The following is a 21,632-nucleotide window of genomic DNA, read 5'->3' on the forward strand; positions in this document are numbered from 1 at the left end:
GCGCTTCTCCGCCCCCGTGTACTGTCAACCGGTCCGCAGCCTCAGCGGACATTTTTTTTCCTGCCTTTCATCAGCACGATCACACCCACGATGCCGATGATCACGGCAAGCACGCCCAGTATGGCCAGAGAATCCATCATCGTTCTCCTTCGGCGAGGGCGTCACCGCCCGTTCATCCACGGAAGCTCCGCCTCTGCTCCGAATGCAGCCCGTCCCTCTCGCATCAGGCCGTGATCCGCACTGCACTCATGAGTCGCCCTCACTGCGCGCCCAGGCCCAGGGCGACCGTGGTCGGGATCAGTCGGTCCTGCCGAGGTAGCAAGAGGCTCCGAACGGTCCACACAGGACAGGACGCGCGACGCAAGACCGCCTCCGCGACGCTGCCCGTCATCAGGTGAGGCAGGCCTCGTCTGCCGTGCGTCCCCATCACAATCACATCACAGGGACCTGCTTGCGCATCCGCGAGGATCGAATCGGCGAGGAGCCCTCCGCTGACTGTGGTCCGCACCGCCAGCCCTTGCTGAGCGAGCGCGTTATGCACATCGGCCAGCCGGGACTCCGCATCCGCCCGTGCCCGCTCGTACTCCGGCGCTGCACCGAGTCCCAATTCCAAATCAAAGAAGACCGCTGCGTTGATCTGCTGGCTGGGGATGCCAAACCTCTGGCGCAACGTCGCCACCGCGCCAGCCGAGGCGAGGCGCCGGACCAACCGCTCCATTGGCTCTTCCGCCTCTTTCCGGCGCTGCTCGAAGAATCGACCGGCCGCGGCTTCCTCCGAATCCATGTCCGGCGGGATCTCCACGGCGTGCAGGATGTCAAGCGGCGCGGAGCAGGCTTCGGCAAGGAAGGCGGCGTACTCCAGCGCCCGGTCCGCGCAGACGGAAAAGTCCGTCGCGGCAAGGATGTGGGTGATTGGCTTCGGCTTCATCGGTTCTCCTGTGGCGCCGGCTTGCCCGGCATGCGTTCGATGTTGCCCACTCCCTCCGGCCGGCCGCCGGCCTCGGTGGTCGTAGGCGGTACCGTCAGCCGGTCTACCTCGACCTTGACTGCATCAGCAATGAAGATACCGTGAGAGCCTACAAGTCAACCCCCAATGTTGCAGCGCCTTGCGTGAAGATTAAGGCCCCGAGCAGCTTAGTGAGAGGGGAATTGGGACACAGAGGGGGCCTTAGCGGTGTCCGTTCTCTCCTCTGCTCTGCTCGCCTCGCTCCTCGAACAGGTGATGGCCTTGATCTTCGGCCTGCCGGCGGTTTACTCGGAATCGCTGGCTGCGAGACGACGAGGAACGATGGCTGCTGGCGACCTGTCCGACTTGGCTCCGCGACTTCGTTGGGTGAAACCCTGCCCCCCAGTGGCCGCACGTCGATCTGAATCAGGCATGATCTGCGGCACACGTTCGCAACGCGGCCGTGCCAGGAGGGCGTTGCTCCCTACACGGTCCAACGCTGCATGCACCATTGCACGGAGTCGCTGCGGTGGGGCATCGCGGCGCTCAATCGGCACGGGACCTGGCGGCTGTCACGGTTTTGTCACGGTGAGCCACATTCGGCGCTTGAGAGATCTGAAGCTGTCGTGTAAGGTACCGAAAAACCTTTCAATGCCCCCGTAGCTCAGTTGGATAGAGCAGCGGTTTCCTAAACCTTCCTACTTATTCTTACAACTTCTTGTCAAATCAACAGAACCCCGCTTCAGTAGCGGAGTTGCGTCGCTTTGACGAGCTAGTGGAGCTTGGGCCTATTAGGGGCTAATTAGACTGTTTTTGTCGTAGAACTAACACGCCCCTAACATTTAGGCTATTTCTCTGGCAGGGCTTGATGAGGAACTCTCAGAAGTCGTGCGAGAGGTATCGAAAAAAGGGCGGCGCTTATAGCTGAGGCGCACCCAACAGTCAACAAAATGTGTTGACAAGAAAAGCGCACTCCCATAAAAAGAGGAGACCCCCTGAAGCTGTAACTTCAGAGGGCCTCCCGGTCCTAGGCTCTACTTTCTCTTGCGTCGGTTCTTCAGGCGAAATGCCTTCAGACCGTAATGAGAAGCGTAGATCCGCCTACCGTTCCTGGTTGTGATATACGCGACGTACACGTATTCACCAGGCTCCTCAGGCTTCTGCTTTTCCATAGGCCAGTCCTCCTTTCCGGGGAGCAATCAAACACCCCCCTCGCATGGGGTGAATTGATTCTCTGGTGGAGGCTTGCCTACCGGAAACGCCGCCTAGGACATTATTCCACTAATGTTTTCGCCTCATAAAGTCAACTGGAAAACAGTGAGGTCTACATGATCCTAGTGCAGACCCTTAAGGAGTTGACTGAGCCCTATCAAGATATGAACCACCTTCTTGAGAGCAGAAAGGATGGCATTAGTAGTACTTAACGCCTTCTCAGTTCTGCTGATTGGGACTGACTTCCTTCCCGCTCCGGCTTCCTTGTTTAGAATACATTGTGCTCCCCCTCTTATGGCCTGGGTAATCTTGATGAACATGGGAGCACCCCTTTAGTTAGTGTGAGCGTTCGCTCTTCTCAGAGCAGTGAATCATCTCCACCAGGCCGACGAGGTATAAGTAGCACAACGCGGCTATATGTGTACCAACTTGGGGCGAAGCGGTCAAGGTAAGTGGTCGGGGCCTGAGAATGGGGTAGCTGCTCTAGGTGAGAATGTGCAGTCAGCGCATGAGGATCAAAGCACAAGCATACTTACTAACGAACAGGTTGAGACCCTTGAACAGATCTCCAGTGGGAACGCCTTACGGTCTTTGATGATCTCACACGTTCCGCCAGTTACCAACCAGCGCTCGTCTTGGATATCCTTCCATGACTTGTCCATCTCGCTCTGCGTAGGGGTAAGGACAAAGGGGGTGCTTGCTAGGCGGCTTTGGGATTGAGGGGCGGCCTCTCTGAACAACTTGTGATCGATCATGCACAGGAGAAGCACCGTAGGTTTCATAGTTTTGAGGGAATACCACAGCCCAGAAATGCTAGTAACGTAGGGCGCAATAAAAAGCGGGAATAATCAGAAGAAAAAATATCTGAGGGTATTGCTATGGGAGCATCTCACCGTTTCCCCCCATGGCCTCCCCTGCTGGGAAACTTAAGAAGGTAGGGGGTAGGGCGAGCGCAACAGAAACCTCCTAACATTCTCTCTCCCTCCTAGCGTGCTCTACCTCCTCCTCTGATTGAAACACCAAGGCCCCCACCACGCACAGAAAGGCGGTTGGTAAGGGCCTTGTGCCTCTGTCGATTTCCTAGGGGCCTTAGGCAGGCCAGTACGACCCCACACTTCCCAGCTGGAACCGCAAGAAAGAAGTCTCAAGAAGAAGGAAACGCCCTTCTGACGCTCCCCATTGAAAGAGCCGACCGCCTACGTAGAGCGCCCCACGCTCTTGCTGATACCACACAAACGGCTTCCCCTTCAGCTTCCCTTCCTGCCATGTTTGAAAGTGGAAGAGGAACGGGACATTGAGGCGAATTGACATACAGACCCCCTTTAGTTGATTGGTGAATTCCCAATGAACGTGCCACATCAATCATACAGTACCAACAACTCTATGTCTACGTGTTATCAACTAGTGCATGTGATCCACTCTTAGCGCTTTCGTTGACTCTTGGCTGTATCCGTCCTCTCTGCCAAAACCGCCTAGGCTATCCGAGTAAGCCTCATTCTCCCTCTTGTTCTGTTCATCAAACGGTGATATGATGTATGTACACCGACTGAACAACAGGAGGATTGAACATGCACACCGATCACCCCACCACTTCACCAGCTAGGAAACCGGCCTTGGCCTATCTGCGAGTCTCGACAGCAGACCAGGGCAGAAGCGGGAACGGCCTGGAGGCTCAGGAAGAAGCCATTCGGCGCTTTGTTGAACTGGAAGGTTTTGAGATTGTGCGATGGGTGCGGGAGGTCGAAACGGGGAAGGGTGCCGATGCCCTCAGCCGTCGCCCACAATTGGCTGGTGCGCTGAAGGAGGCCAAGAAGCGCAAGGCCCCTGTCCTGGTGTCAAAGCTGGATAGGCTTTCAAGGGATGTGGCCTTTATTTCCGGCCTAATGTCTGAAGGCGTTCCATTCATTGTTACTGAACTAGGCGCGGATGTTGACCCGTTTGTACTGCATCTCTTTGCAGCGTTGAGCGAGAAGGAAAGGAAACTCATTTCCAGCAGGACCAGGGAAGCTCTTCAGGCACTCAAGCGGAGGGGCGTGAAACTTGGAAACCCTAGCCACAAAGGGCTTGTTGCAGCCTCACGAAAGGCCGCTGAAACACGGCAGGCTATGTCAGACCACTTTGCCGCTTCAGTCATTCCCATCATTCGCGGGTATCAACAAGCAGGGCTGACACTTCGCAAGATTGCTGAGGAACTCAACAAGAGGAACGAACGGACCATGAGGGATGGTGAATGGCATGCTTCGACAGTGGCGAATGCCCTTAAGAGGGCCTCTTAAGTTCGCGTTAAGGGCTGCTTCTAACAGGAACCATCTATTGATATGGTCCACCTTAGTACAAATGGGTCTGACCTAAGCTGACCCCGAATGATTTCAAGCGCTTAGTAATACCAGTGACCTCAGTACCGCTGCCGTCAGCCACGATTCCCCACCAACAGCGACTTGATACCATGCATCTATTGAAGGAATTGATATCCCCCACCTATTGATAGATCAATTCTTTGCAATCGCGTTCACGCCCTCTGTTGACCACAAAAACCAGGAGACCCGCCTATGAATACCGCTGATATGTGCCCGCTTGCGCGGCGACTTCCTCGCCAAACCGCCTTGAAGTCTCATAACATCCGCTTAGACCGCACAGCTGAATGTCTTCTTACGGAGATCAAAGACCGCCTGAGGGGAAAAAAGGAGCACGATATTCCGTCTTCCTCAGTAATCTTTCGACATGCGTTGACTCGGTACGGGCGGTATTGCCTCAACCTCACCGAATCGGCACTAACCCAGGAGCGAAAGGAGGTAACCAGAGGAACCTACTTACCCCACAAAAGACAGCATCATGAAACGGCCTAGGAAGCCCTAGGAGCGACGATCTCCCGTAGCCTTACCCGTTTCACCCCCCTCAATTTTCACAAAATCACACCCCAGCAAAATCAATGCGTTAGCGTTTGAGAACATCGAATGCGACGCAAAGTCAGGAGCATCTCACCATGTCGGTGATCCGTATTTCCACAAGATGGGCGCAATGCCCTATGCAGACTCCTATCAAAGCAACGCCGAGAATGAATTGGAATGACAACATCGCCGAGTTTATCTCTACTACTCGCCTCGCAACCACACGACCAAAAGAGCCTAAGGTTTCAGATGTCGTAGTAGCTGGGCCATGTACGGAAGTCCCCTGGTGGTGGGGACATGGAAGGGGTGAATGATGAAGGGCCACATCTTGTTAAAAGACATTGCACACGCGATCAAAGCGCGACGATTCAAGACGCCAAAAGCAGTGGCCCAAAGACTAGGGACTACGGAGAGATTCGTACGCTGCAAGCTCAGGATGGTACTTGCCTACTTGCAGCTGATTGAGTGGAATCTGTGGTCTCAGTGCTTCCCTGGCCCCCCTTCTAGAAAGAGCGCTGCACAGTCAACGAAGCGTCAGGCAAACGGTGAACAGCATATTCAACACCTCAAGGAGACACATGACAAAGGTTACAACCCCATTCAATCCCAATGACGACAATAAGTACATAAGCGATAAGGACAGCTTTGATTCCCAAGAAGATATGCTTTTACATATGAGCGATCCGCGCTACCAACACGAACAAGGGTATCGGGATGCAGTGGCGAAAATGATAGCGAATAGCGATGCAGGCCTTCTGGGTCTTACTCCACCACGCATCGGAGACGAAGGCTCAGATGATGTGGAGATAGTAAATGACTGGGTCAAGCAGACCTTTGGAAACCCTCTCTATAAAACCTCAGCAATCTATCGCCGTCAGGTCGCTGAAGCTGTCGCAAGTCAGGACTACGACCATTTGATAGAGGGCCGGATTAACCATAGAGGTGGCTGTACGCGTGTGAGTATTCCGTCTACGGACGAAACGGGACCAAACGCACCTCAACGAACACCCCAAAGCAATCCCCAAGAGTAAACAACGCATCCGGCCAGGCCCCCTCTCCCGCCTCTTTCTCTAGCCCAATCAATCAGTAGCTGCGGCGAACATTGCGCGGATAACTATGCGGCAGAGGTGGGGGGTGTGACTTGGAGGGCTCTTGTCTCGGGGTTCTGTGGTGGTGGGATGATCCCCATTACTTAAGGAACCCCAGACAAGGGCCTTTTTATTTATAGAGATGAAACAACTTCAGCAGGGTCTCTCTATACCGCCTACAGCCGTCATGAGCTACGAGCAAGGACGAAATTAAGAATGAACACTACTCGGTGGTACGCAGCTTTCCAAGAGTTTCAGGGTAAGAAGATTGCTCCCCTATCCCCTGAAGAAGCAGCCTTACGAAGGTTGCCCATACACGATGTGCGCACAGTGGAAGCCCTCTTTCAACCTCGACAGCTAGAGGAGGGAACAGCGCAAAGCGGGCAGCATCTAGAAGAGCTGAAACGGGCCTTACAGGCCAGAAGCCGCCTTGACCCCATCACGGTGTTTAAGATCGGTGGGGAGTGGGTGTGCATTGATGGGCACCATAGGCTAGAGGCCTATAGACAAGCTGGCCGAAAGCGACTCACGCACATACCTGTCAAAATCTTCATTGGGTCTCTAGAGGAGGCCCTGTGCTTTTCCATTGCGGCCAATGCCCCCGACAAGCTCAACCTCTCACGTGCCGACAAGTACGAAGCCGCTTGGCGTTTGGTACTGCTAGGTCGTTTTTCTGCATCACAAATCAGCCGGACTTCTACAGTCTCAGAGCGCACAGTACACAACATGCGGAACAATCTACAGCGGTTGAGACATGAATACCCAGCCCTGAAGGGGGAAGAATGGACGTGGCAGAACGTGAAAGAGGTGTTCAGAGGTGTGGGTAGTGAGTATGGCGAACATTGGGAGGAAACGAAGGCTAAAGAAATCGCCAATGAATTAGCAAGGCGTTTCCATGGGGTGCCAGCAAAGAGGCCCAGAGTATTTGCAAAGGCTCTGTATCAGTATGACCCTCTGACCGCTCAGGCAATCTGCCAAGAGTTAACGGTTTTGTGCCGCAACCACCAAAATACTGCAGAGGAGAACCCTGATTTCTAAGTACTGCAACCCATAGGGGGGTGCATTTGCACCTCCCGCCTCACCCCTGCCAAATCATTTAAAGCGTTGTTTTACCAACATTCTTGCATCATTTTTCGGCCCAATCGAGCGTAACAATTTTCACGCTGATTTCAGGCCCCTTTCGTCTCTCAAGGAGCATAGCTTATGGTTCATGCACAAACACACGGAGAACGCCTCTTGACCGTTGCCGAAGCAGCGGCCTATCTTGGCCTCGCTAAACTCACCATCTACGATTGGGTTAGCCAGAGAAAGATTCGACACGTAAAAGTCGGCAGATTGACACGATTCAAACAACAAGACCTAGATAGCTGGGTAGCCGCCCACACCATCATGCCTATACCGCACGCCTCAAACTCTTGAGTGGGGTACTTTGATCCATGGGACTTACCAAACGCAAAGACAGCTACTATGTGGAGTTTCCCGTTTTGGATGATGGAAAGGTATTGAAATTGGCGCGCGGCATCAAAGGCGCAAAGCTGAAGCGATGGAAGGTTGGCTGTCTCAACAAGGGCGTTGCCCGCAACATGGAAGCAAAAATCAGAACCGATCTTCTGTTAGGAAAGATGGAAAGCCAGGAAGCTAAGCCCATTCTCTTCGGCGAGTGGGCCAAGACCTATCTAGCATTGGAAGAGGTTTCACGCTTAAGAAGTTACCAGGATCGAGTCGAAATTATGGAGCGACAACTTGTACCGTTCTTTGGGAAGCGGCTATTGACCCAGATCAAGCCAGAAGACGTGCGGGCATTCCGCGCCCAGCGTAAGCGCAGGGACGGAAAACCGGCTAGCCTTCAGACTGTGAACAATGACCATATTGTGTTGAAACACTGCCTCAATGTGGCAGCAAAACGCGGCCTCTTGGTCAGTAATCCCGCCGCTCTCGTGCCTCTACCCAATCCGCACAATGAGCGAGATCGCGTACTGAACGATGAAGAGTGGCAAAACCTTTTTCAAGCTGCTAAGCCCCATCTTCGGCCCATCCTCCTCGTTGCCTATCACCTAGGACAACGGCTGGGGGAAATCGTTCAGCTGACGTGGGATCGTGTGGATTTGAAAAGAGGGTTCATTACCTTGCGGGGAATGGACACGAAGACCAAGAAGCCGCGCCAGGTGCCGATGACTCCCGATGTGCGGACTACCCTACAGCAGCTAGCGCGGTTGAGAAGCCTTGCAACAAAGCATGTGTTCTTGTACAAGGGAAAGCCGATCAAGCGTATCAGTCGGGCTTTTAGAACTGCGATGGAAGGCGCAAAGGTGGAAAACTTCCGCTTCCATGATCTCCGACACTGCGCGGCAACCAATCTCAGACGCGCTGGGATAGACACAGCAACGGCTATGAATATCGTGGGGCACCAATCAGAGAAGATGTGGAAGCGGTATAATGCCATTCAAGAAGCCGACCTGGTGAAAGCTGCGCAAACCCTTCACAGTTACTTGCAGACTGCGGAGCTTAACACCTCTTTAACACCACGGACTGAAACGAAAACGGGTTAACCAACTAACCCATTGAAAAATAGGATCGCCCCCGTAGCTCAGTTGGATAGAGCAGCGGTTTCCTAAACCGCGGGTCGCACGTTCAATTCGTGTCGGGGGCACCAATTTTTCAACAGGTTAGCGAAACCTGCTCTGGTCGAATCCCCGCTTGTGCTAAATTTGTGCTAAACGGCCTTCCCGCATCGAAAATCGCCACCCCATCCCGCAAACTTTCCGGATAATGGTGCGCATACCGCTGCGTCATCATCGGCGACTTATGCCCCAGAATCCGTTGGACCTTGTACAAGTCCACACCCGCCTGCACCATGCGAGTCGCACAGGTATGGCGCAGATCATGGAACCGGAAATCCGACACCTGGCCATGCTTCAGCGCCAATCGGAAACTTCGGCGTAGGTTGGGAGCATCCAACGGTGTGTGAGCTGCGCTCGTAAACACTAAATCCGAATCCATACGCCGACCACGGGCTTTGTTCTGAAGCGCCTGCACGAGCGTGTGACTGAGTGGAATCGTCCTCCGCTCCCCGTTCTTCGATTTAAACACCGTAGCGGTTCGTCGATTAAGGTCCACACCGGCCCATGTGAGATTCAGAATTTCCCCACATCGCATACCAGTATGGAGCGCGAACACAATCACTTCCTGTAGCCACGGCGCTGAAGCCGCAAGGAGACGTCGTTCCTCCTCACACGTCAGCCATCGATCCCTCGTATTGTTCTCCCGTTCCATGGACACCCGGCACACCGGATTGTCCTTGGTCCATTCCCATTCGCGACACGCCAAATTGAAGGCCTTCTTCAGGAGCGCCAATTCGCGATTGATCGTGGCCGGTGTAACCCCATCCGCATACCGTTTGTTCTTAAAGGCTACGATCGTTTTGGGTGTCACTTGTTCCAACTTGGGATTGCCAAAATGCGCGGTCAGATTCGTGACCATGTTCACATAGCGCCGGTAGCCCGACCGTCGGCTGGCATGCTCGCGCAAATACCGATCCATCAACTCTCGAAATGTCCTGGCTTCCTCTTTGGGCTTGTCAAAGTACTTTCCTTCCACAATCTGCACCCTGACTTTACTGAGGATAGCTTCGGCCAACTTTTTGTCCGAGGTTTCGGTCGATCGGCGCACTTGCTGCCCTTGAAACGTAAATGACATCCACCAGATATTGTTCCGTTTAACGAGCCCCATGCTGCTCCTCCTTCGTGCGTGGGCTCGGTGTGATGGTTTCCCCGCCGCGAGTATAGACCTCGGATTTGGCCGCTTCAATGAGCTGGTCCACGTCGCGGGTGTCGTCATGAGTCGGCCCTGGGAAGGGCTTTCCAGGACTGGCCTCAAAACTGTTTAGCCAGGCCTCAATCGCCTCAGGTTCAAACCTGACGAGGCCATGAATGCGACGGCACGGAATCTTATTTTTGGAAACCCAGAGATAGAGTGTGGATTCTTTGATGTTGAGCCAAGCCGAAAGTTCTTTGACGGTAAGCATGTGCAGATACACCGGGGGAGTCTGCCGACACCCCCAGTCCCCCTAACATGGGCTGCCCGCGTGACCGCCGGCAGACCGGTGAAACCGAGTGGGTTGCTTGAGCAAATTGCGGTGTCGGTCTTTCCACCGAGCAATGCCCCTGACAATTTCGTTCAGTAGCCATTCTTCCCCTCCAGGGGTGGCACAAATGACCGCCAACATCGGCGTCAGGGTGTCACTCACCCATCGTTTCACGTTCTGCAGGGTCTGCACCTGCTGCTCCTGGGCTAATCGCCCCTTCTGAAATCCCTCCGTCAAGAGGGCGTACCACTCCAAGACTGGAGCCCGGTACCGTTCTTCATCCTCGGCATCCTTCGGGATCTGCCGGAAATCCACATACGATCTCAGTAAGCCGACCACCAACTCCTTCCAGTCGGCTTCGTCTAACGTGGCCAATGCTCGGGCACACTGTTCCGCCCGATCCTTCTTGAGCTCTAATTCCCACCGTGTCCCGTAGTCCTGCCAGTTCTCCTGGCCTTTGCTCTGGAGTTCCAATCGTTTGTCATAAATCCGCAACAGGGTCTGACTCTGTGGACTCCCGAAGTACATCGTCTCGCCAGTCGTGGCCCCTGTCCCGTGCGTCAGGTTCGAGACGATATGCCGGACCTGAGCCGCACGTGTGACACATTGGCCTATCGATACTGCTTCACGAATTGTCGCTACCGGCACCGTACCTGCTCGGTCATCCAAAGCACAGTCAATGCGTGTGACATGCCCCTGTTGGTCATGCACCCACTGCAGGAGCCCTCGGATTTGATCCAGTGTCAGGGCGGACGCCAGGCCGCCCGACAGATCCACATGGATTTCATTCGGACGCCGAGGGGCATTGGTGCCCAGTTTGCCGACCCCGCGCAGACCGTCCACCCTCATCCACGACAAGGGATAGCCTCGGAAGCCGCCTTTGGCTTTACCCCAATCACCACCGAGGACCTTCATGGTCTCTTGCGGATTGCTGGCCAGGACCGTAAACGCCAGCCAATCAATCGTCAGGGTGAAGCCAGAATCCATGGAACCTATCGAACTCCTGTACGGAGCGCTGTAGGTAGCGCCCCCGTGTTACCAAGACGGGGGCCATTCCGCTCCGCCCCGCAGCCTGTCGGCATGCGGCGCGGACCGGCTTTGCCTCCCACAGACGGACGACAGTGTTGCTGTGTGACGCGCTCCAACTCGGACATCGTTTCCTCTGTTTGGCCCTGTTTCCGTTCGTCTCACCCTATGCCAATCACCAGACCGAAGCAAAGGCCCCGGAAGGGGTCAGTAAGGGTCACGAGGGGACAGGAGAGGACAGATTTTCGAACAGATGAGACACGAAAGGAAGTAGGCATAAGGAGGCGTATGTGGGCTTTACTGCGCTGGTGGCGGCAATTGTGTGCATGGTCCTGAGCCGGAACATGCAGCAATCAAAAATCGACTGGTTTTGGGGCCGTGCGCGAAAAAAATTTCGGAGGGCATTGCCGTCGTTCTGGGAAAGGATCAAAGGAGAGGGAAGCCGTGAATTCAGCTCATCGTAAGGAAGCAGGATCGCTTGGTTAGGCTGACCGTTTCCAGCTTTCGACGATGAGGCCAGGAATGCGCTGGAAGTGCGCGAGGTTGTTCGTAATCAAAGGACGCTGCGCGTCCAAGGCGGTAGCGGCAATGAGCAGGTCTGCATCGGGCAACAAGGCCCCCTGTCGATGGAGATCGCCGTATAACGTCGCCGCACGCTCGACGACTTGGTCAGTGATCGGGAGAATGAGACTGGCTTGGCAGAGCAACGTGAAAGCCGCCTCTTGAGTCCGTGCCTGTTTCGCCTTCAGTCCCCGCAGGAGTTCGTAGCGCGTGATGATCGAGAAGGCCAGCCGCTGGTGCTCCCCCAGATAGTTCCGTACCCGCTGCACGACGAGGGGATGTTGTTTGAGAAGTTCGGAGAGAATATCGGTATCAAGGAGGACAGCCGGTTGCGGCATCAGGCAGCCGGCTCACGGAAGAAGTGTTGCCGATCTAACGCGATGGACTCGACCTGCGTGATCTCGTCGGCGCTCAGCCCTTGATAGACCAGCGCCGCACGCCGCAGAATTTCGTCCGCACCGAGCGCAAGGTCGGTGTCGACGGTGACCTGCACTTCGGCGTCATCAGCCAACGCAAGAGGTTCCAACGGCTGTAACACTCCGTCATGATAGCGGGCCTTGATTGTTTGTCGCATCGGAAAACCCTCCCCCTGCATTCGCCCATTGGCGGCAGTGCATCGGTAGATGCCTATTCTACTCAAACGGCGTCCAAATCTCACCACTTGTCGCAAGAACGCCCATTAGCCTGCAAAATGAGTTGGGCCGTCGCTGGCCCTGACTGACGGTCTCAGGGAAGGGAGGCACTCCAAATCCTGTGCTAAATTTGTGCTAAATAGTTTCAAGAAAGGATTCAATTTCTTGCACCAACTGACGGGACAGAATCTCCTCGAAGCGTTAGAAGCACCAAGAGTCCCCCAAATGTTCTTTCTCGATTTCTAATTCCAGCAAGTCAAATGAACGCCATGAATTACAAAGGTGCATCCCCGATTTATTGGAAGGCCTTTTTGATCCTTTTGACGATAGGCAGTCTTTTTAACATTGGAGGCTGTGTTGCGATTGGCCATGGCACATACAGCTGGCCAACTTTTGTTGGAGGTAGCGATGATGATGATGATGGGAAAAAGTATCCCATTCTCAATCTGCCAGGAATAGCGATTCAAGTAGTTGCTCACAATGGTGATTCATTCGGCTTGGTCGGACCTGTGGTCCCTTTCATTCCCATTTGGGAGCACACTGGTGGTTCTCCATTTTGGATAGGCGTCCATCTTAACCCGGAGGTTAAGGAATTCGTTTTCGATCCATTTCAGGTCGGTCTAGAGCTGGAGGGAGGGCAACTATTGCTTCCTGAAAGATTCACCGGACCATTCATGGCCACAGAAGACGATCCTACGATGTTTTGCTCCGGAATTTTTAATCCTGAATTTCACAAAAGCGAGCACGCCACTTTTTTCGTGATCGGCGAGATGTGCTTTGGGATTGCGTTCAACATCATCGCTCCAAAACCAGATGCCAAGTTTTCTGTGCTAATTGACGGTCTTGAGCAGAAAGAACGGTCTGTGAGTGTCCCGAAAATTACATTTGGCAAGAAGGAGCGAGGAGGCTGGTCCGTTTGCCTCAACGGCTCAATTTGCACAGAGCATTGGACAATGAGATGAAAGCCATTTGAGCAGTAGCAGCCTGAAAATTCGATTCGCATGCTGTGCTAAATTTGTGCTAAAAATTTTCAAAACCCACCTATACTCCTCGAATCCATCGAATCAATGGAAAGCGTCCAAGCACCTGTTTTCGCAGTTAAAATTGGGGAAACCATTGATACACCGAGCGTTTCAAAAACTGCCCAGGCCTGTTTCCTAAACCGCGGGTCGCACGTTCAATTCGTGTCGGGGGCACCAACTCCCCAATCTGTTCGCAGCTATTCCTTCTGTGCAGGAGTGGCCAGCCTGCGTCCAGCAGAGCCTCTCCTCATCTGATCTTCCAGCATGGTCAGCCGCCGTTCAAGGCGTTCGATGATGGTCAACAACTGCCGGTGGGACTGGCTGACGCTGTCTGGGGTGGGTTCGGTGGCGACGCTTTCCCTGTTCGAAAGCGTAGATTGTGTTGAGACCTTCGATTGTTCCAATTCCGCAATACGGCGCTGCAACTCCGCAATGACCTTCGCGGCATCCTGTCCAAACGCCTCCTGTTGGGCCGAACGTGTCACCTCTTCGACCCGTCTCTTCAGATCGGGGTGTGACGCCAGAAACGCCGGATAGTCGATCTCCAAGCTTCGTTCAGCATACCCGAACAATTCGCCTCGACGGGTTTGGTGTTGATGAGCCGGATCATCGAGGAAGATGGCAAAGTCCTGCTCACCGACGCTCTCCTCTTCACCCTATAGCCCTTAGGCCTTCCGGCTCAGCGCAAATTGTTCAGGCTGCACAGTTCTTTCCCCGTCCTTTCACCGAAGCTAGGAGGGCCGACGAAGCCCTCACCGCTTCCAACTGGTGAATCAACAGGTTAGCGCCGCCGTTTCCATCGCCCCAGCAGGTACTGGGCTTGCACTACCTGCCGTCCATAACAAAGGAGTGGCTGCCATGATTGAAGTACCTCTGATCCTTATAGCCTATGCGGTTGTGCCGTTCATTGCCATCCAGTTGATGGTGCAAGTTGACCGCCCGCATTCAAACGCGGATCAAAACGCATTTCCTCAGGTTGAAATCCTGTAAGCCGGCAGCGGCCGCCTTCTTCCCCTCACGTCTCCCGCTCCGGCCTCCATCACGAGACCAAGGTGATGTCCATCGGGCGTCTTACTGGGCTGCCTCTCTGGGCAGCCTCTCTGGAAGCTGCAGACGCGCTAGAAGGCTTCCTGTATAATGCAACCGTCCGATAGGCTGTGACGGTTCACGATATTCATCTCCGTAGTCTTTGACAACCTCTATGCAGCACATGCGCACGCAATCGATGACTTGGACGAAGGCCTTCTCCATCATCTTTCTCTGTATGGTCTTTACAACAGGCTGCCGAGGCTATGCCTTCACAGAGACGCCCATTACGGACGGCTTTCATGCGAAGCTTCCTGCTCCCTATACACGCGCGGTGGTGTGGGGTGGACGACCCGATACGGTCCAAAGTGTCAGCACTTGGCTCTTGAAGCGGGGTGTCTTGGTCGTGGACCAAACCAAGGTCCTGCAGGCGGCTGCCGATCAGAAGGTGAGTCTGTCGGGTTACCAATACATTGAAACCGACGTCTTGCGTATGGCGAAGTCGGTCGGGGCACGATTGGTCGTATTCACTAACGCCGATGTAGGTTCCTGGGAAGCCGTCAATTGGAGTTCGGGCCTGCCGCACGGGCAACGTGTCTATTCAGCGACAATTGCTCTTCGGGCCGTCGACGTCAATACCGGTGAGATCGAATGGAGCGGCAAGGCGCAGTCCACCGAACGATTCGGCAATCTGGAAGAAGGCATCGGTCTTCTGGCCTGTCACGCGTTGGCCACATCCTGGGGCCTGCGCAATCCCGGGTCGGTTGCCCCGGAAAGTGTCTGTCCGCCCGGCTCCGGCGTTATGGTGGTGCAAGGGGGCGCCACGAAATCCCAGTCTCCTGCCACCGGGCAAGCCAATCCGAACGCCACCCACCCCACAAACTACTGATCCACTCTCCGATCCGTATCTCCTCGCTCAAACTCACTCTTTTCTCGATTTCGCCGATCCGCGCGATATACTGATGAAGGTACGTAGATCATTCTCGACTATCGTCGCCCATCGGATCGATCCATGCGTTCTCCCTTGGCAGCAGTAATCGTGTGCCTCACGGTCTCCGCCGCGATGGCTTCGATGCCGGCCGACACCCGCCCCTTCTGGACGGAGCAGGCCCTCTTCCATTTCGGCGATGATGTGTTTTTTACCGGCCGGGCATCCTGCGCCCCCAGCGTGGAAGACGGACGGCAACGTGCGTTTGTGGCCGCCGTTCAAGAAATCAAAAACTTCACCCGTGCGCAGGAAATCAGTGGTTTCCCGCTGACCACCCAGATGATCTTCGAGGATCCTCATCCGTCGGATTGTGCGGCAGGTTCAGTGACGGTCTGGCGCCTGGTGCGCGCCCCCCAGGCAGCCTTAGAGTCTCTGGCAAAACGGTCCGGCCCTCGTCGACAAGAAGACCTTTCGCCGATCGTCGCGCAGATCCGCGCCATTCGAAACCTCACGCCCAGGATCGGCATGCTGCGAGACGAAGTCTGGCATCGTTATGGCCTCCCCCGCTCCATTTTGGCTTATCCCGACCGCGGCGAACTCGTGTGGGACTACTCGCAATTCGGACTGACCGTCGTCTTCAACCAAGAAGACGTCCTGACGCGCTGGCGTCTGCATGGCCCCAATCCACGCTCCAGCGACGACAAGGCAACTGACGCACAGGAGAAGGTCCACGGCGAGCAGACCTTGCCGACCATCGACCTCACCGCACGATTGCAACAACTTGAGGAGCAATTAGACCTCGATCGCCAACATCAAGCGCAGCGCTATTGCGCCCTCCGCTTTGCGAACGTACCGGACCAATATCGCCCTAAAGAAGGCAGTTGCGAGCAACGGGAATATGAACGGTTGAAAACGACCCCTCGCCCATACTAGCGCCCCTATCGAAGCCCGGGGCGGTCACGCCCTCAAAACCGCACGGAGGAATGCCATGGCCCCGACACCTGAGAAACCCACCACCATTCTCCTTGTCGACGACGATCCGACCACGCTCCTGCTCTGCGCAAAACCCTTGCAGCAGGCCGGATATCATGTACTGCAGGCGCCGGGAAGTGCCGAAGGCCTTAAGCTGTATGCCCAACATCCCTCGCCGATCCACCTGGTACTGGCAGATATTTTTCTCCCCCCACCGGGCTTCCAGCTCTCACGCGACAAGAACCCTTATCCCCGTGTGAACGGCCAGGAGATGGTTGAGCGCCTGCTGGATGGAAAACGTGAGGTGCGCATCGTTCTCATGTCCAGCACCCCGGCCCTCACGCTGATCGATCGCGGACTCATGCGCAGCGGTTTCTCCTTTCTGAAAAAGCCGTTTAGCAGCGAAGCCCTGCTGACGGCCGTACGAGAGGTGTTGGCCGGTCCACCCACCGCCGTTGCGGCCCCAAAGAAGGCGCCATCCGGAGGCGGAGAGGTTGAGTGGGTGGGATAAGTCCATCACCGGCACCCGGTTCAAACAGAGGGTAATAACCATGGCCCGAGCCAAATCCGCCGAGCAGTCACGTCAGCGAGTGAAACCGACCCTGGTGGAGGAGCTGTCGCGCGGGATCGACAAACTGCGTGAGCTGAGCACCCAAATCGACGATCTCAGCCGCGATGGGTTTCCTTACGGCGATGCAGTTCGTAGCCGGACGGAGTTATCCCTTCGAGAAACCATTCGGCGGCTGTTCGGCGAAAAATCGCCCGAATATCAAGCCCACAGACAACATGTGCTGCGCGTGGGAACACAGGCGGAGTCGAGCGAAAGCCTCGCGCTGTTGAAGGAATTGATCGGCCGACTGGAGCGGCAAAAAGCCGAACTCCTGGGCCTGACGCCTGACGTTGCGCCCTTGCCTCCTGCGTCCCCCCGGCTGACAGTCGCCACAGCCACGTCGGACGCTCCGCTTTCGACAGCCAACACGCCGACGGCGGAAACACAATCCTCCTCTCCACCCCGCTCATCCGATCTTCATTCCAATCTCGACACACCGCAACCCGCGCAGACGGACAAACCGGCTCCGTCACCAGCCCCCCCATCGTCCAACGCAGCACCACCTGCGCCCCAACCTCCTGCCGCGCCTGAACCCCTTGCGACAAGGGACACGCCTTCCCTTTCCGTCATGCCGCCCACGACCACACCTGCGGCTCCACCTGCTTCCACCTGTGAAGCAGCCACGCGCGCATCTGCACCCATTGCCCAAGACCTCAGCACACCTCCTTCCCTTGAGGGTTCGGCTACAACGCCCTCGGTCGCAACCGTCGTCGCCACTCAGCCGCAGTCAACGGCGGCTGCAGAAACCACCGAAAGTCCCTCACGGATTTCCCCTCCCCCCTCAACACCTCTCGCATCCCCACCTCCCATTACTCCTGCTGGAGAACCGCCTGACTCCACACTCGAACTGCTTCGAAAAACCTGCGGACGCTTCCATTTGATTGCACGGCAACTGCGCTTGCGAGGTGAATACCGCCCCACGTTAGAGATCAATGACGAATACGACCTTCAAGATCTCTTTTACGCCCTGCTCCGATTGCAGTTCGACGAAGTCGGCACGGAAGAGTGGAGTCCGCCCTACGCCAACGGTACGCAACGGACCACGTTTTTGTTGGATTGGGGGCAAACGGCCGTGGTCGTGAAACAAACACGTTCGGGGTTGAGCACGAAGGAACTCGTGGAACAGGTCAAGGCTGATACCGCTCAATATGCCGCTCGGCCCAACGGTCGGACGCTCGTCTGCTTCATCTACGATCCTGAAGGACGTGTCGGTAATCCGCGTGGACTGGAGGCGGACCTCACGAAGACCACCGATCGATTCACGGTGGAAGTCATCGTGGCCCCTAAATAAGCGATTCTGTTGACAGGCCTCGAACCAATCCGCTAGGTTGCTGAAGCTTACGGGAGATTTCATCCATGTCCGATCGAGCCTATGTCCTGATCAATGTTCATCCCGGACGAACGGTCGATGTCGTCAAAGCGCTCGGCGCGATCAAAGAGATCAAGCAGATCGATCCCTGCTGGGGCAAACCCGATATTTTTACCATCGTCGAGATTCCCCATCAGGATGCGTTGACTCAATTGGTGATCGACAAGATCCACGCGATCCCGGGCGTCGAACACACGGACACGCATATGGTGTATCGCCTCCAAGAAGGGAAACCCAAGTGAGACCGATCGCCTCTACCGGTCTGGCTCTCCTGGCCGTCTCCTGGATCACAGCCTGCGCCGGGGCTCCCGCTCATTCCGAACCGGACCTCATGGAAGTCACGCTCCCGGTTCCGGCTGAGCGCGTATCAACCGCCGTGGTCGATGTTTTGACGGAGGGAGGCTATCGGGTCGAGCGGGACGACGCCGGCAATATCACCACCGGGATGCGGCGTGAAATTCGGAGCCCCTGGAACGGGCTGTTGCGTTGGCGCTTCGGGGTCGGCAAGAACCGCGTGGAGGCGAGAGTGATTCCGCAAGATGAGGCGAACACTCGGTTACGACTTCAGGTCTTTCACCGCGGGAAAGACGGACTCTTCGATTCCTGGGAAGAGGCGGAAACGCCCCTCCCGCAAAGCGCCGAGAACGAAATCCGCTTGATCAAGAAGTCCCTTCGGCTGCTGTAGCCGTTCTCACTTCTCCTCGGCCTCCTCCCCCAGATCCAGTCCAAACCGTTCCGCCATCCGATAGAGGGTCCGCCGATCGATGCCCAAGATTTTCGCCGCCTTGACCTTGTTGCCCTTGGTCTCTTTGAGCACCCGCGCCAGATGGCGCTTTTCCACTTCATCCAACGTCAGGAGCACGTTCTGATCGGTGCCGACAAGGGAATCCTGCGAGACCGTCGTGGAGGCTGATTCGTTGCGAACGGCCTCAGGCAAGTCTTCCGGCAGCAACAACGGGCCGTGGCTCAGCGACACCGCCCGCTCAACCGCGTTTTCCAACTCTCGCACATTGCCCGGCCACCGATATCGCTTCAACAGCGCCATCGTTTCCGGCAGGAACCCTTTCACATGAAGCGATTGTTTGGCGTACTTCTGTAAGAAATGCTGGGCCAGCATGGGAATGTCCTCACGGCGCTCCGCCAAGGACGGCAACACGATACGCACGACATTGAGGCGATAATAGAGGTCGTCGCGAAACTTTCCCTCTTTCACCAGCGTGGCCAAATCCCGGTTGGTGGCGGCGATGATACGGACATCGACCTTGACCGACGCGGTACTGCCCACCCGACGAACCTCCTGCTCCTGCATGACTCGGAGCAGCTTCACTTGAAGCGAGGGTCCGAGATCGCCGATTTCATCCAGGAATAGGGTTCCCCCGTTGGCCGCCTCGAACAGACCGGCTTTCGACCCGACTGCGCCCGTAAACGCGCCCTTCTCATACCCGAACATTTCCGACTCCAACAGATGGTCTGGTAAGGCTCCGCAATTGACCGGGATGAAAGGTTTGTCGCGGCGAAGGCTGTTCGAGTGGACGGCCCGCGCAATCAACTCCTTGCCCGTGCCACTTTCTCCTTCAATGAGGACCGTACTTCGCCCTTCGGACACGCGGGCCACCAGCTTATAGACCTCCAGCATCGCCGGACTGCTGCCCACCAGCTGCGACCAGGGCTCACGCGAACGGGCCTCGTCGCGATAGCGCGCGTTCTCCCGCACCAGACGAGCATGGTCGAGACTGCGTTGCACGACGAGGCGGATTTCTTCTTTCTTGAACGGTTTGGCCAGATAGTCGTAGGCACCCTGCTTGATGGCCGCGATGGCACCTTCCAACGATCCGAACGCGGTCAGCAGAACGATGGCAGTATCGGGACTGAATCGTTTGAATTCCTTGAGCAGCATCAGACCATCACCCTGCTCCATCCGGAGATCCGTCAACACCAGATCGGGCGCCACCTGCCGACCTCGCTCCACCGCCGCCTGGCCGCCGGAAAAGGCTTCGACCTCATACCCTTCCTTGACCAGCGCCTCCACGAGCAACGTCCGCGCAGCCTCGTCGTCATCAACCACGAATATTTTCGCCCGATTTATCGGCCTCATGCTCCTCGGTTGCTTCGCCGTTCGTCCGCAGGCCTGGTAGGGCCACCGTCACGGTCGTTCCCTTCCCGATGTCGCTCTCCAACGTCAATCGTCCGCCGTGGGCGGTCACGGCCTCTCGACTCAAGAACAGCCCCAACCCGCTGCCTTGCCCCACCGCCTTCGTCGTGAAGAACGGCTGCATGGCTCGCTCGACATCCTCCGGCGGCATGCCGCAGCCGGTGTCGTGCACCGTTACGGTGACCATCAACTCGATATCGGAGCGCCCGGTACAGGCCGCCTGTTCGGTCTCCTCCGCGGAGGCCTGCCGGGTCGCCAAAACCACGGTCACCACCCCACCGGCCGACGTCGCCGCCAAGGCATTCGCCAGCAGATTGACCAGCACTTGGTGAATTTTTTCAGGATCAGCCCACACAAGCGCCGCCGGCGCTTCCTGCTCGCGATGCAGGTCCACTCCTTTGGCCTGATAGGCGGCTTCCATCAACGCCACCACCGGCTCGATCAACCGCTCGACGGGGTACCAGGTCGGCTCAGGCTTCCGTTGCCTGGTCGACGACAACAGATCCTGAATGATACGCACCACCCGATTCAACTGTTCGTTGATGATGCCGATTCGCCGCTTCATCTCCGGCGTGACTCCCGGCTCCTCCGCCAAGGCCTCCACGTGCCAGGCAATCGAATGCAACGGCGTCCCCACCTCGTGGGCCACGGAAGCCACCAGCTGTCCCACGGCCGCCAGCCGTTCGGAGCGCGCCAGCTTGTCTTTGACCTCCACGAGCTGGGTATTGGCACGGAGCAAATGCTCGGTCTGCGTGGCCAACGCCGCTCTCGCCGCCTCCTCCCTCGCCTTGCGCTCTTCCCACGTCATTCCGATATAGGCCACCCCGGCCAGGACACAGACGACCAAGGTCCGGTTGACCACGACGGTCGTGAAGCGTTCCTTTTTCTTCCCCGGCTGAAACAGCCCCATGAAGGTCACGACAATGCAGAGAGCCAAGGTCACGAACATCAGCGGCCGACTCCGGACGGTCGCCACCATGAGAATCGGCAGGACGAACCCGAACGCTCCCACCACATTCAATGGGAACATCCATTCCATGACGGCGATGAGAAGGAAGAGGGCGGCGGCGAAGGCAAGAACGAGATGGTTGCGGCTCTTCATCGCATTCCCGCGGC

The 21,632-nt window shown here is 56.2% G+C and carries 22 protein-coding genes, 2 tRNA genes and 1 pseudogene; 14 read left to right on the plus strand and 11 right to left on the minus strand.

Annotated elements, in window-relative coordinates; genetic code table 11:
• Positions 1 to 259 precede the first annotated feature (259 nt).
• The 3 genes and pseudogenes from HRU82_05340 to HRU82_05350 form a co-directional block, all read right to left on the minus strand.
• Positions 260 to 718, minus strand: a complete 459-nt coding sequence (locus tag HRU82_05340; GenBank protein QOJ37116.1) for a universal stress protein — start codon at positions 716 to 718, stop codon at positions 260 to 262.
• A pseudogene (locus HRU82_05345) lies at positions 629 to 928 on the minus strand (universal stress protein). The gene HRU82_05340 and the pseudogene HRU82_05345 overlap by 90 nt, the downstream one beginning before the upstream one ends.
• Before the next feature lie 2,319 nt (positions 929 to 3,247).
• Positions 3,248 to 3,469, minus strand: a complete 222-nt coding sequence (locus tag HRU82_05350; GenBank protein ID QOJ34410.1) for a hypothetical protein — start codon at positions 3,467 to 3,469, stop codon at positions 3,248 to 3,250.
• 257 nt (positions 3,470 to 3,726) lie between these two features.
• Between HRU82_05350 and HRU82_05355 the strand changes: the two genes are divergently transcribed.
• The 6 genes from HRU82_05355 to HRU82_05380 all read left to right on the plus strand — a co-directional run bounded on the left by HRU82_05355 (position 3,727) and on the right by HRU82_05380 (position 8,787).
• A complete protein-coding gene (locus HRU82_05355) occupies positions 3,727 to 4,434 on the plus strand; it encodes a recombinase family protein (protein QOJ34411.1) in 708 nt (235 codons plus the stop codon).
• Positions 4,435 to 5,624: 1,190 nt separating this feature from the next.
• The gene (locus HRU82_05360) at positions 5,625 to 6,077 is read left to right on the plus strand and encodes a hypothetical protein (GenBank protein QOJ34412.1); all 453 of its coding nucleotides are present in this window, start codon (positions 5,625 to 5,627) and stop codon (positions 6,075 to 6,077) included.
• 273 nt (positions 6,078 to 6,350) lie between these two features.
• On the plus strand, positions 6,351 to 7,172 hold the full coding sequence (locus HRU82_05365; protein QOJ34413.1) for a ParB N-terminal domain-containing protein: 822 nt from the start codon (positions 6,351 to 6,353) through the stop codon (positions 7,170 to 7,172).
• A gap of 165 nt (positions 7,173 to 7,337) precedes the next feature.
• Positions 7,338 to 7,553 carry a helix-turn-helix domain-containing protein gene (locus HRU82_05370; GenBank protein ID QOJ34414.1) on the plus strand — a complete coding sequence of 72 codons (216 nt, stop codon included), beginning with the start codon at positions 7,338 to 7,340 and terminating at the stop codon, positions 7,551 to 7,553.
• A gap of 17 nt (positions 7,554 to 7,570) precedes the next feature.
• A complete protein-coding gene (locus HRU82_05375) occupies positions 7,571 to 8,683 on the plus strand; it encodes a tyrosine-type recombinase/integrase (protein ID QOJ34415.1) in 1,113 nt (370 codons plus the stop codon).
• A gap of 27 nt (positions 8,684 to 8,710) precedes the next feature.
• Positions 8,711 to 8,787 (plus strand) — tRNA-Arg (locus tag HRU82_05380).
• Between the two features lie 5 nt (positions 8,788 to 8,792).
• Here HRU82_05380 and HRU82_05385 read toward each other — a convergent pair.
• The 5 genes from HRU82_05385 to HRU82_05405 all read right to left on the minus strand — a co-directional run bounded on the left by HRU82_05385 (position 8,793) and on the right by HRU82_05405 (position 12,379).
• Complete coding sequence (locus tag HRU82_05385) at positions 8,793 to 9,863, minus strand: tyrosine-type recombinase/integrase (GenBank protein ID QOJ34416.1); 1,071 nt, start codon at positions 9,861 to 9,863, stop codon at positions 8,793 to 8,795.
• Positions 9,850 to 10,158, minus strand: a complete 309-nt coding sequence (locus tag HRU82_05390) for a helix-turn-helix domain-containing protein (protein ID QOJ37117.1) — start codon at positions 10,156 to 10,158, stop codon at positions 9,850 to 9,852. Before HRU82_05390 ends, HRU82_05385 begins: the two co-directional genes overlap by 14 nt.
• A gap of 42 nt (positions 10,159 to 10,200) precedes the next feature.
• Positions 10,201 to 11,205, minus strand: coding sequence for a replication initiation factor domain-containing protein (locus HRU82_05395; protein ID QOJ34417.1), 1,005 nt, complete (start codon positions 11,203 to 11,205; stop codon positions 10,201 to 10,203).
• A 521-nt stretch (positions 11,206 to 11,726) separates the two neighbouring features.
• Positions 11,727 to 12,143 carry a type II toxin-antitoxin system VapC family toxin gene (locus HRU82_05400; GenBank protein ID QOJ34418.1) on the minus strand — a complete coding sequence of 139 codons (417 nt, stop codon included), beginning with the start codon at positions 12,141 to 12,143 and terminating at the stop codon, positions 11,727 to 11,729.
• The gene (locus HRU82_05405) at positions 12,143 to 12,379 is read right to left on the minus strand and encodes an antitoxin family protein (protein QOJ34419.1); all 237 of its coding nucleotides are present in this window, start codon (positions 12,377 to 12,379) and stop codon (positions 12,143 to 12,145) included. The genes HRU82_05400 and HRU82_05405 overlap by 1 nt, the downstream gene beginning before the upstream one ends.
• Before the next feature lie 327 nt (positions 12,380 to 12,706).
• On the opposite strand from HRU82_05405, the gene HRU82_05410 reads away from it, so the two are divergent.
• Entirely contained in the window at positions 12,707 to 13,399 is a 693-nt protein-coding gene (locus HRU82_05410) for a hypothetical protein (GenBank protein ID QOJ34420.1), read from the plus strand.
• A 120-nt stretch (positions 13,400 to 13,519) separates the two neighbouring features.
• Positions 13,520 to 13,636, plus strand: a tRNA-Leu gene (locus HRU82_05415).
• Positions 13,637 to 13,656: 20 nt separating this feature from the next.
• Here the strand turns inward: HRU82_05415 and HRU82_05420 are convergent.
• Positions 13,657 to 14,007 (minus strand): hypothetical protein, encoded by a 351-nt coding sequence (locus tag HRU82_05420; protein QOJ34421.1) that lies wholly within the window; start codon positions 14,005 to 14,007, stop codon positions 13,657 to 13,659.
• 662 nt (positions 14,008 to 14,669) lie between these two features.
• Between HRU82_05420 and HRU82_05425 the strand changes: the two genes are divergently transcribed.
• The 6 genes from HRU82_05425 to HRU82_05450 all read left to right on the plus strand — a co-directional run bounded on the left by HRU82_05425 (position 14,670) and on the right by HRU82_05450 (position 19,049).
• A complete protein-coding gene (locus tag HRU82_05425) occupies positions 14,670 to 15,374 on the plus strand; it encodes a hypothetical protein (protein QOJ34422.1) in 705 nt (234 codons plus the stop codon).
• Between the two features lie 135 nt (positions 15,375 to 15,509).
• Positions 15,510 to 16,346 carry a hypothetical protein gene (locus HRU82_05430; GenBank protein QOJ34423.1) on the plus strand — a complete coding sequence of 279 codons (837 nt, stop codon included), beginning with the start codon at positions 15,510 to 15,512 and terminating at the stop codon, positions 16,344 to 16,346.
• Between the two features lie 55 nt (positions 16,347 to 16,401).
• Positions 16,402 to 16,896 carry a response regulator gene (locus tag HRU82_05435; protein ID QOJ34424.1) on the plus strand — a complete coding sequence of 165 codons (495 nt, stop codon included), beginning with the start codon at positions 16,402 to 16,404 and terminating at the stop codon, positions 16,894 to 16,896.
• Between the two features lie 40 nt (positions 16,897 to 16,936).
• The gene (locus HRU82_05440; GenBank protein ID QOJ34425.1) at positions 16,937 to 18,286 is read left to right on the plus strand and encodes a hypothetical protein; all 1,350 of its coding nucleotides are present in this window, start codon (positions 16,937 to 16,939) and stop codon (positions 18,284 to 18,286) included.
• Positions 18,287 to 18,351: 65 nt separating this feature from the next.
• Entirely contained in the window at positions 18,352 to 18,606 is a 255-nt protein-coding gene (locus HRU82_05445; GenBank protein QOJ34426.1) for an Lrp/AsnC ligand binding domain-containing protein, read from the plus strand.
• The gene (locus tag HRU82_05450) at positions 18,603 to 19,049 is read left to right on the plus strand and encodes a hypothetical protein (protein QOJ34427.1); all 447 of its coding nucleotides are present in this window, start codon (positions 18,603 to 18,605) and stop codon (positions 19,047 to 19,049) included. Before HRU82_05445 ends, HRU82_05450 begins: the two co-directional genes overlap by 4 nt.
• A 6-nt stretch (positions 19,050 to 19,055) precedes the next feature.
• Here HRU82_05450 and HRU82_05455 read toward each other — a convergent pair whose 3' ends face one another.
• Both HRU82_05455 and HRU82_05460 read right to left on the minus strand, forming a co-directional pair.
• A complete protein-coding gene (locus HRU82_05455; protein QOJ37118.1) occupies positions 19,056 to 20,450 on the minus strand; it encodes a sigma-54-dependent Fis family transcriptional regulator in 1,395 nt (464 codons plus the stop codon).
• Positions 20,422 to 21,618, minus strand: a complete 1,197-nt coding sequence (locus HRU82_05460; GenBank protein QOJ34428.1) for a hypothetical protein — start codon at positions 21,616 to 21,618, stop codon at positions 20,422 to 20,424. The genes HRU82_05455 and HRU82_05460 overlap by 29 nt, the downstream gene beginning before the upstream one ends.
• Between the last annotated feature and the right edge of the window lie 14 nt (positions 21,619 to 21,632).

The sequence above is a fragment of the Nitrospira sp. genome (genome assembly GCA_015709715.1).
Taxonomy (GTDB): Bacteria; Nitrospirota; Nitrospiria; order Nitrospirales; family Nitrospiraceae; genus Nitrospira_A.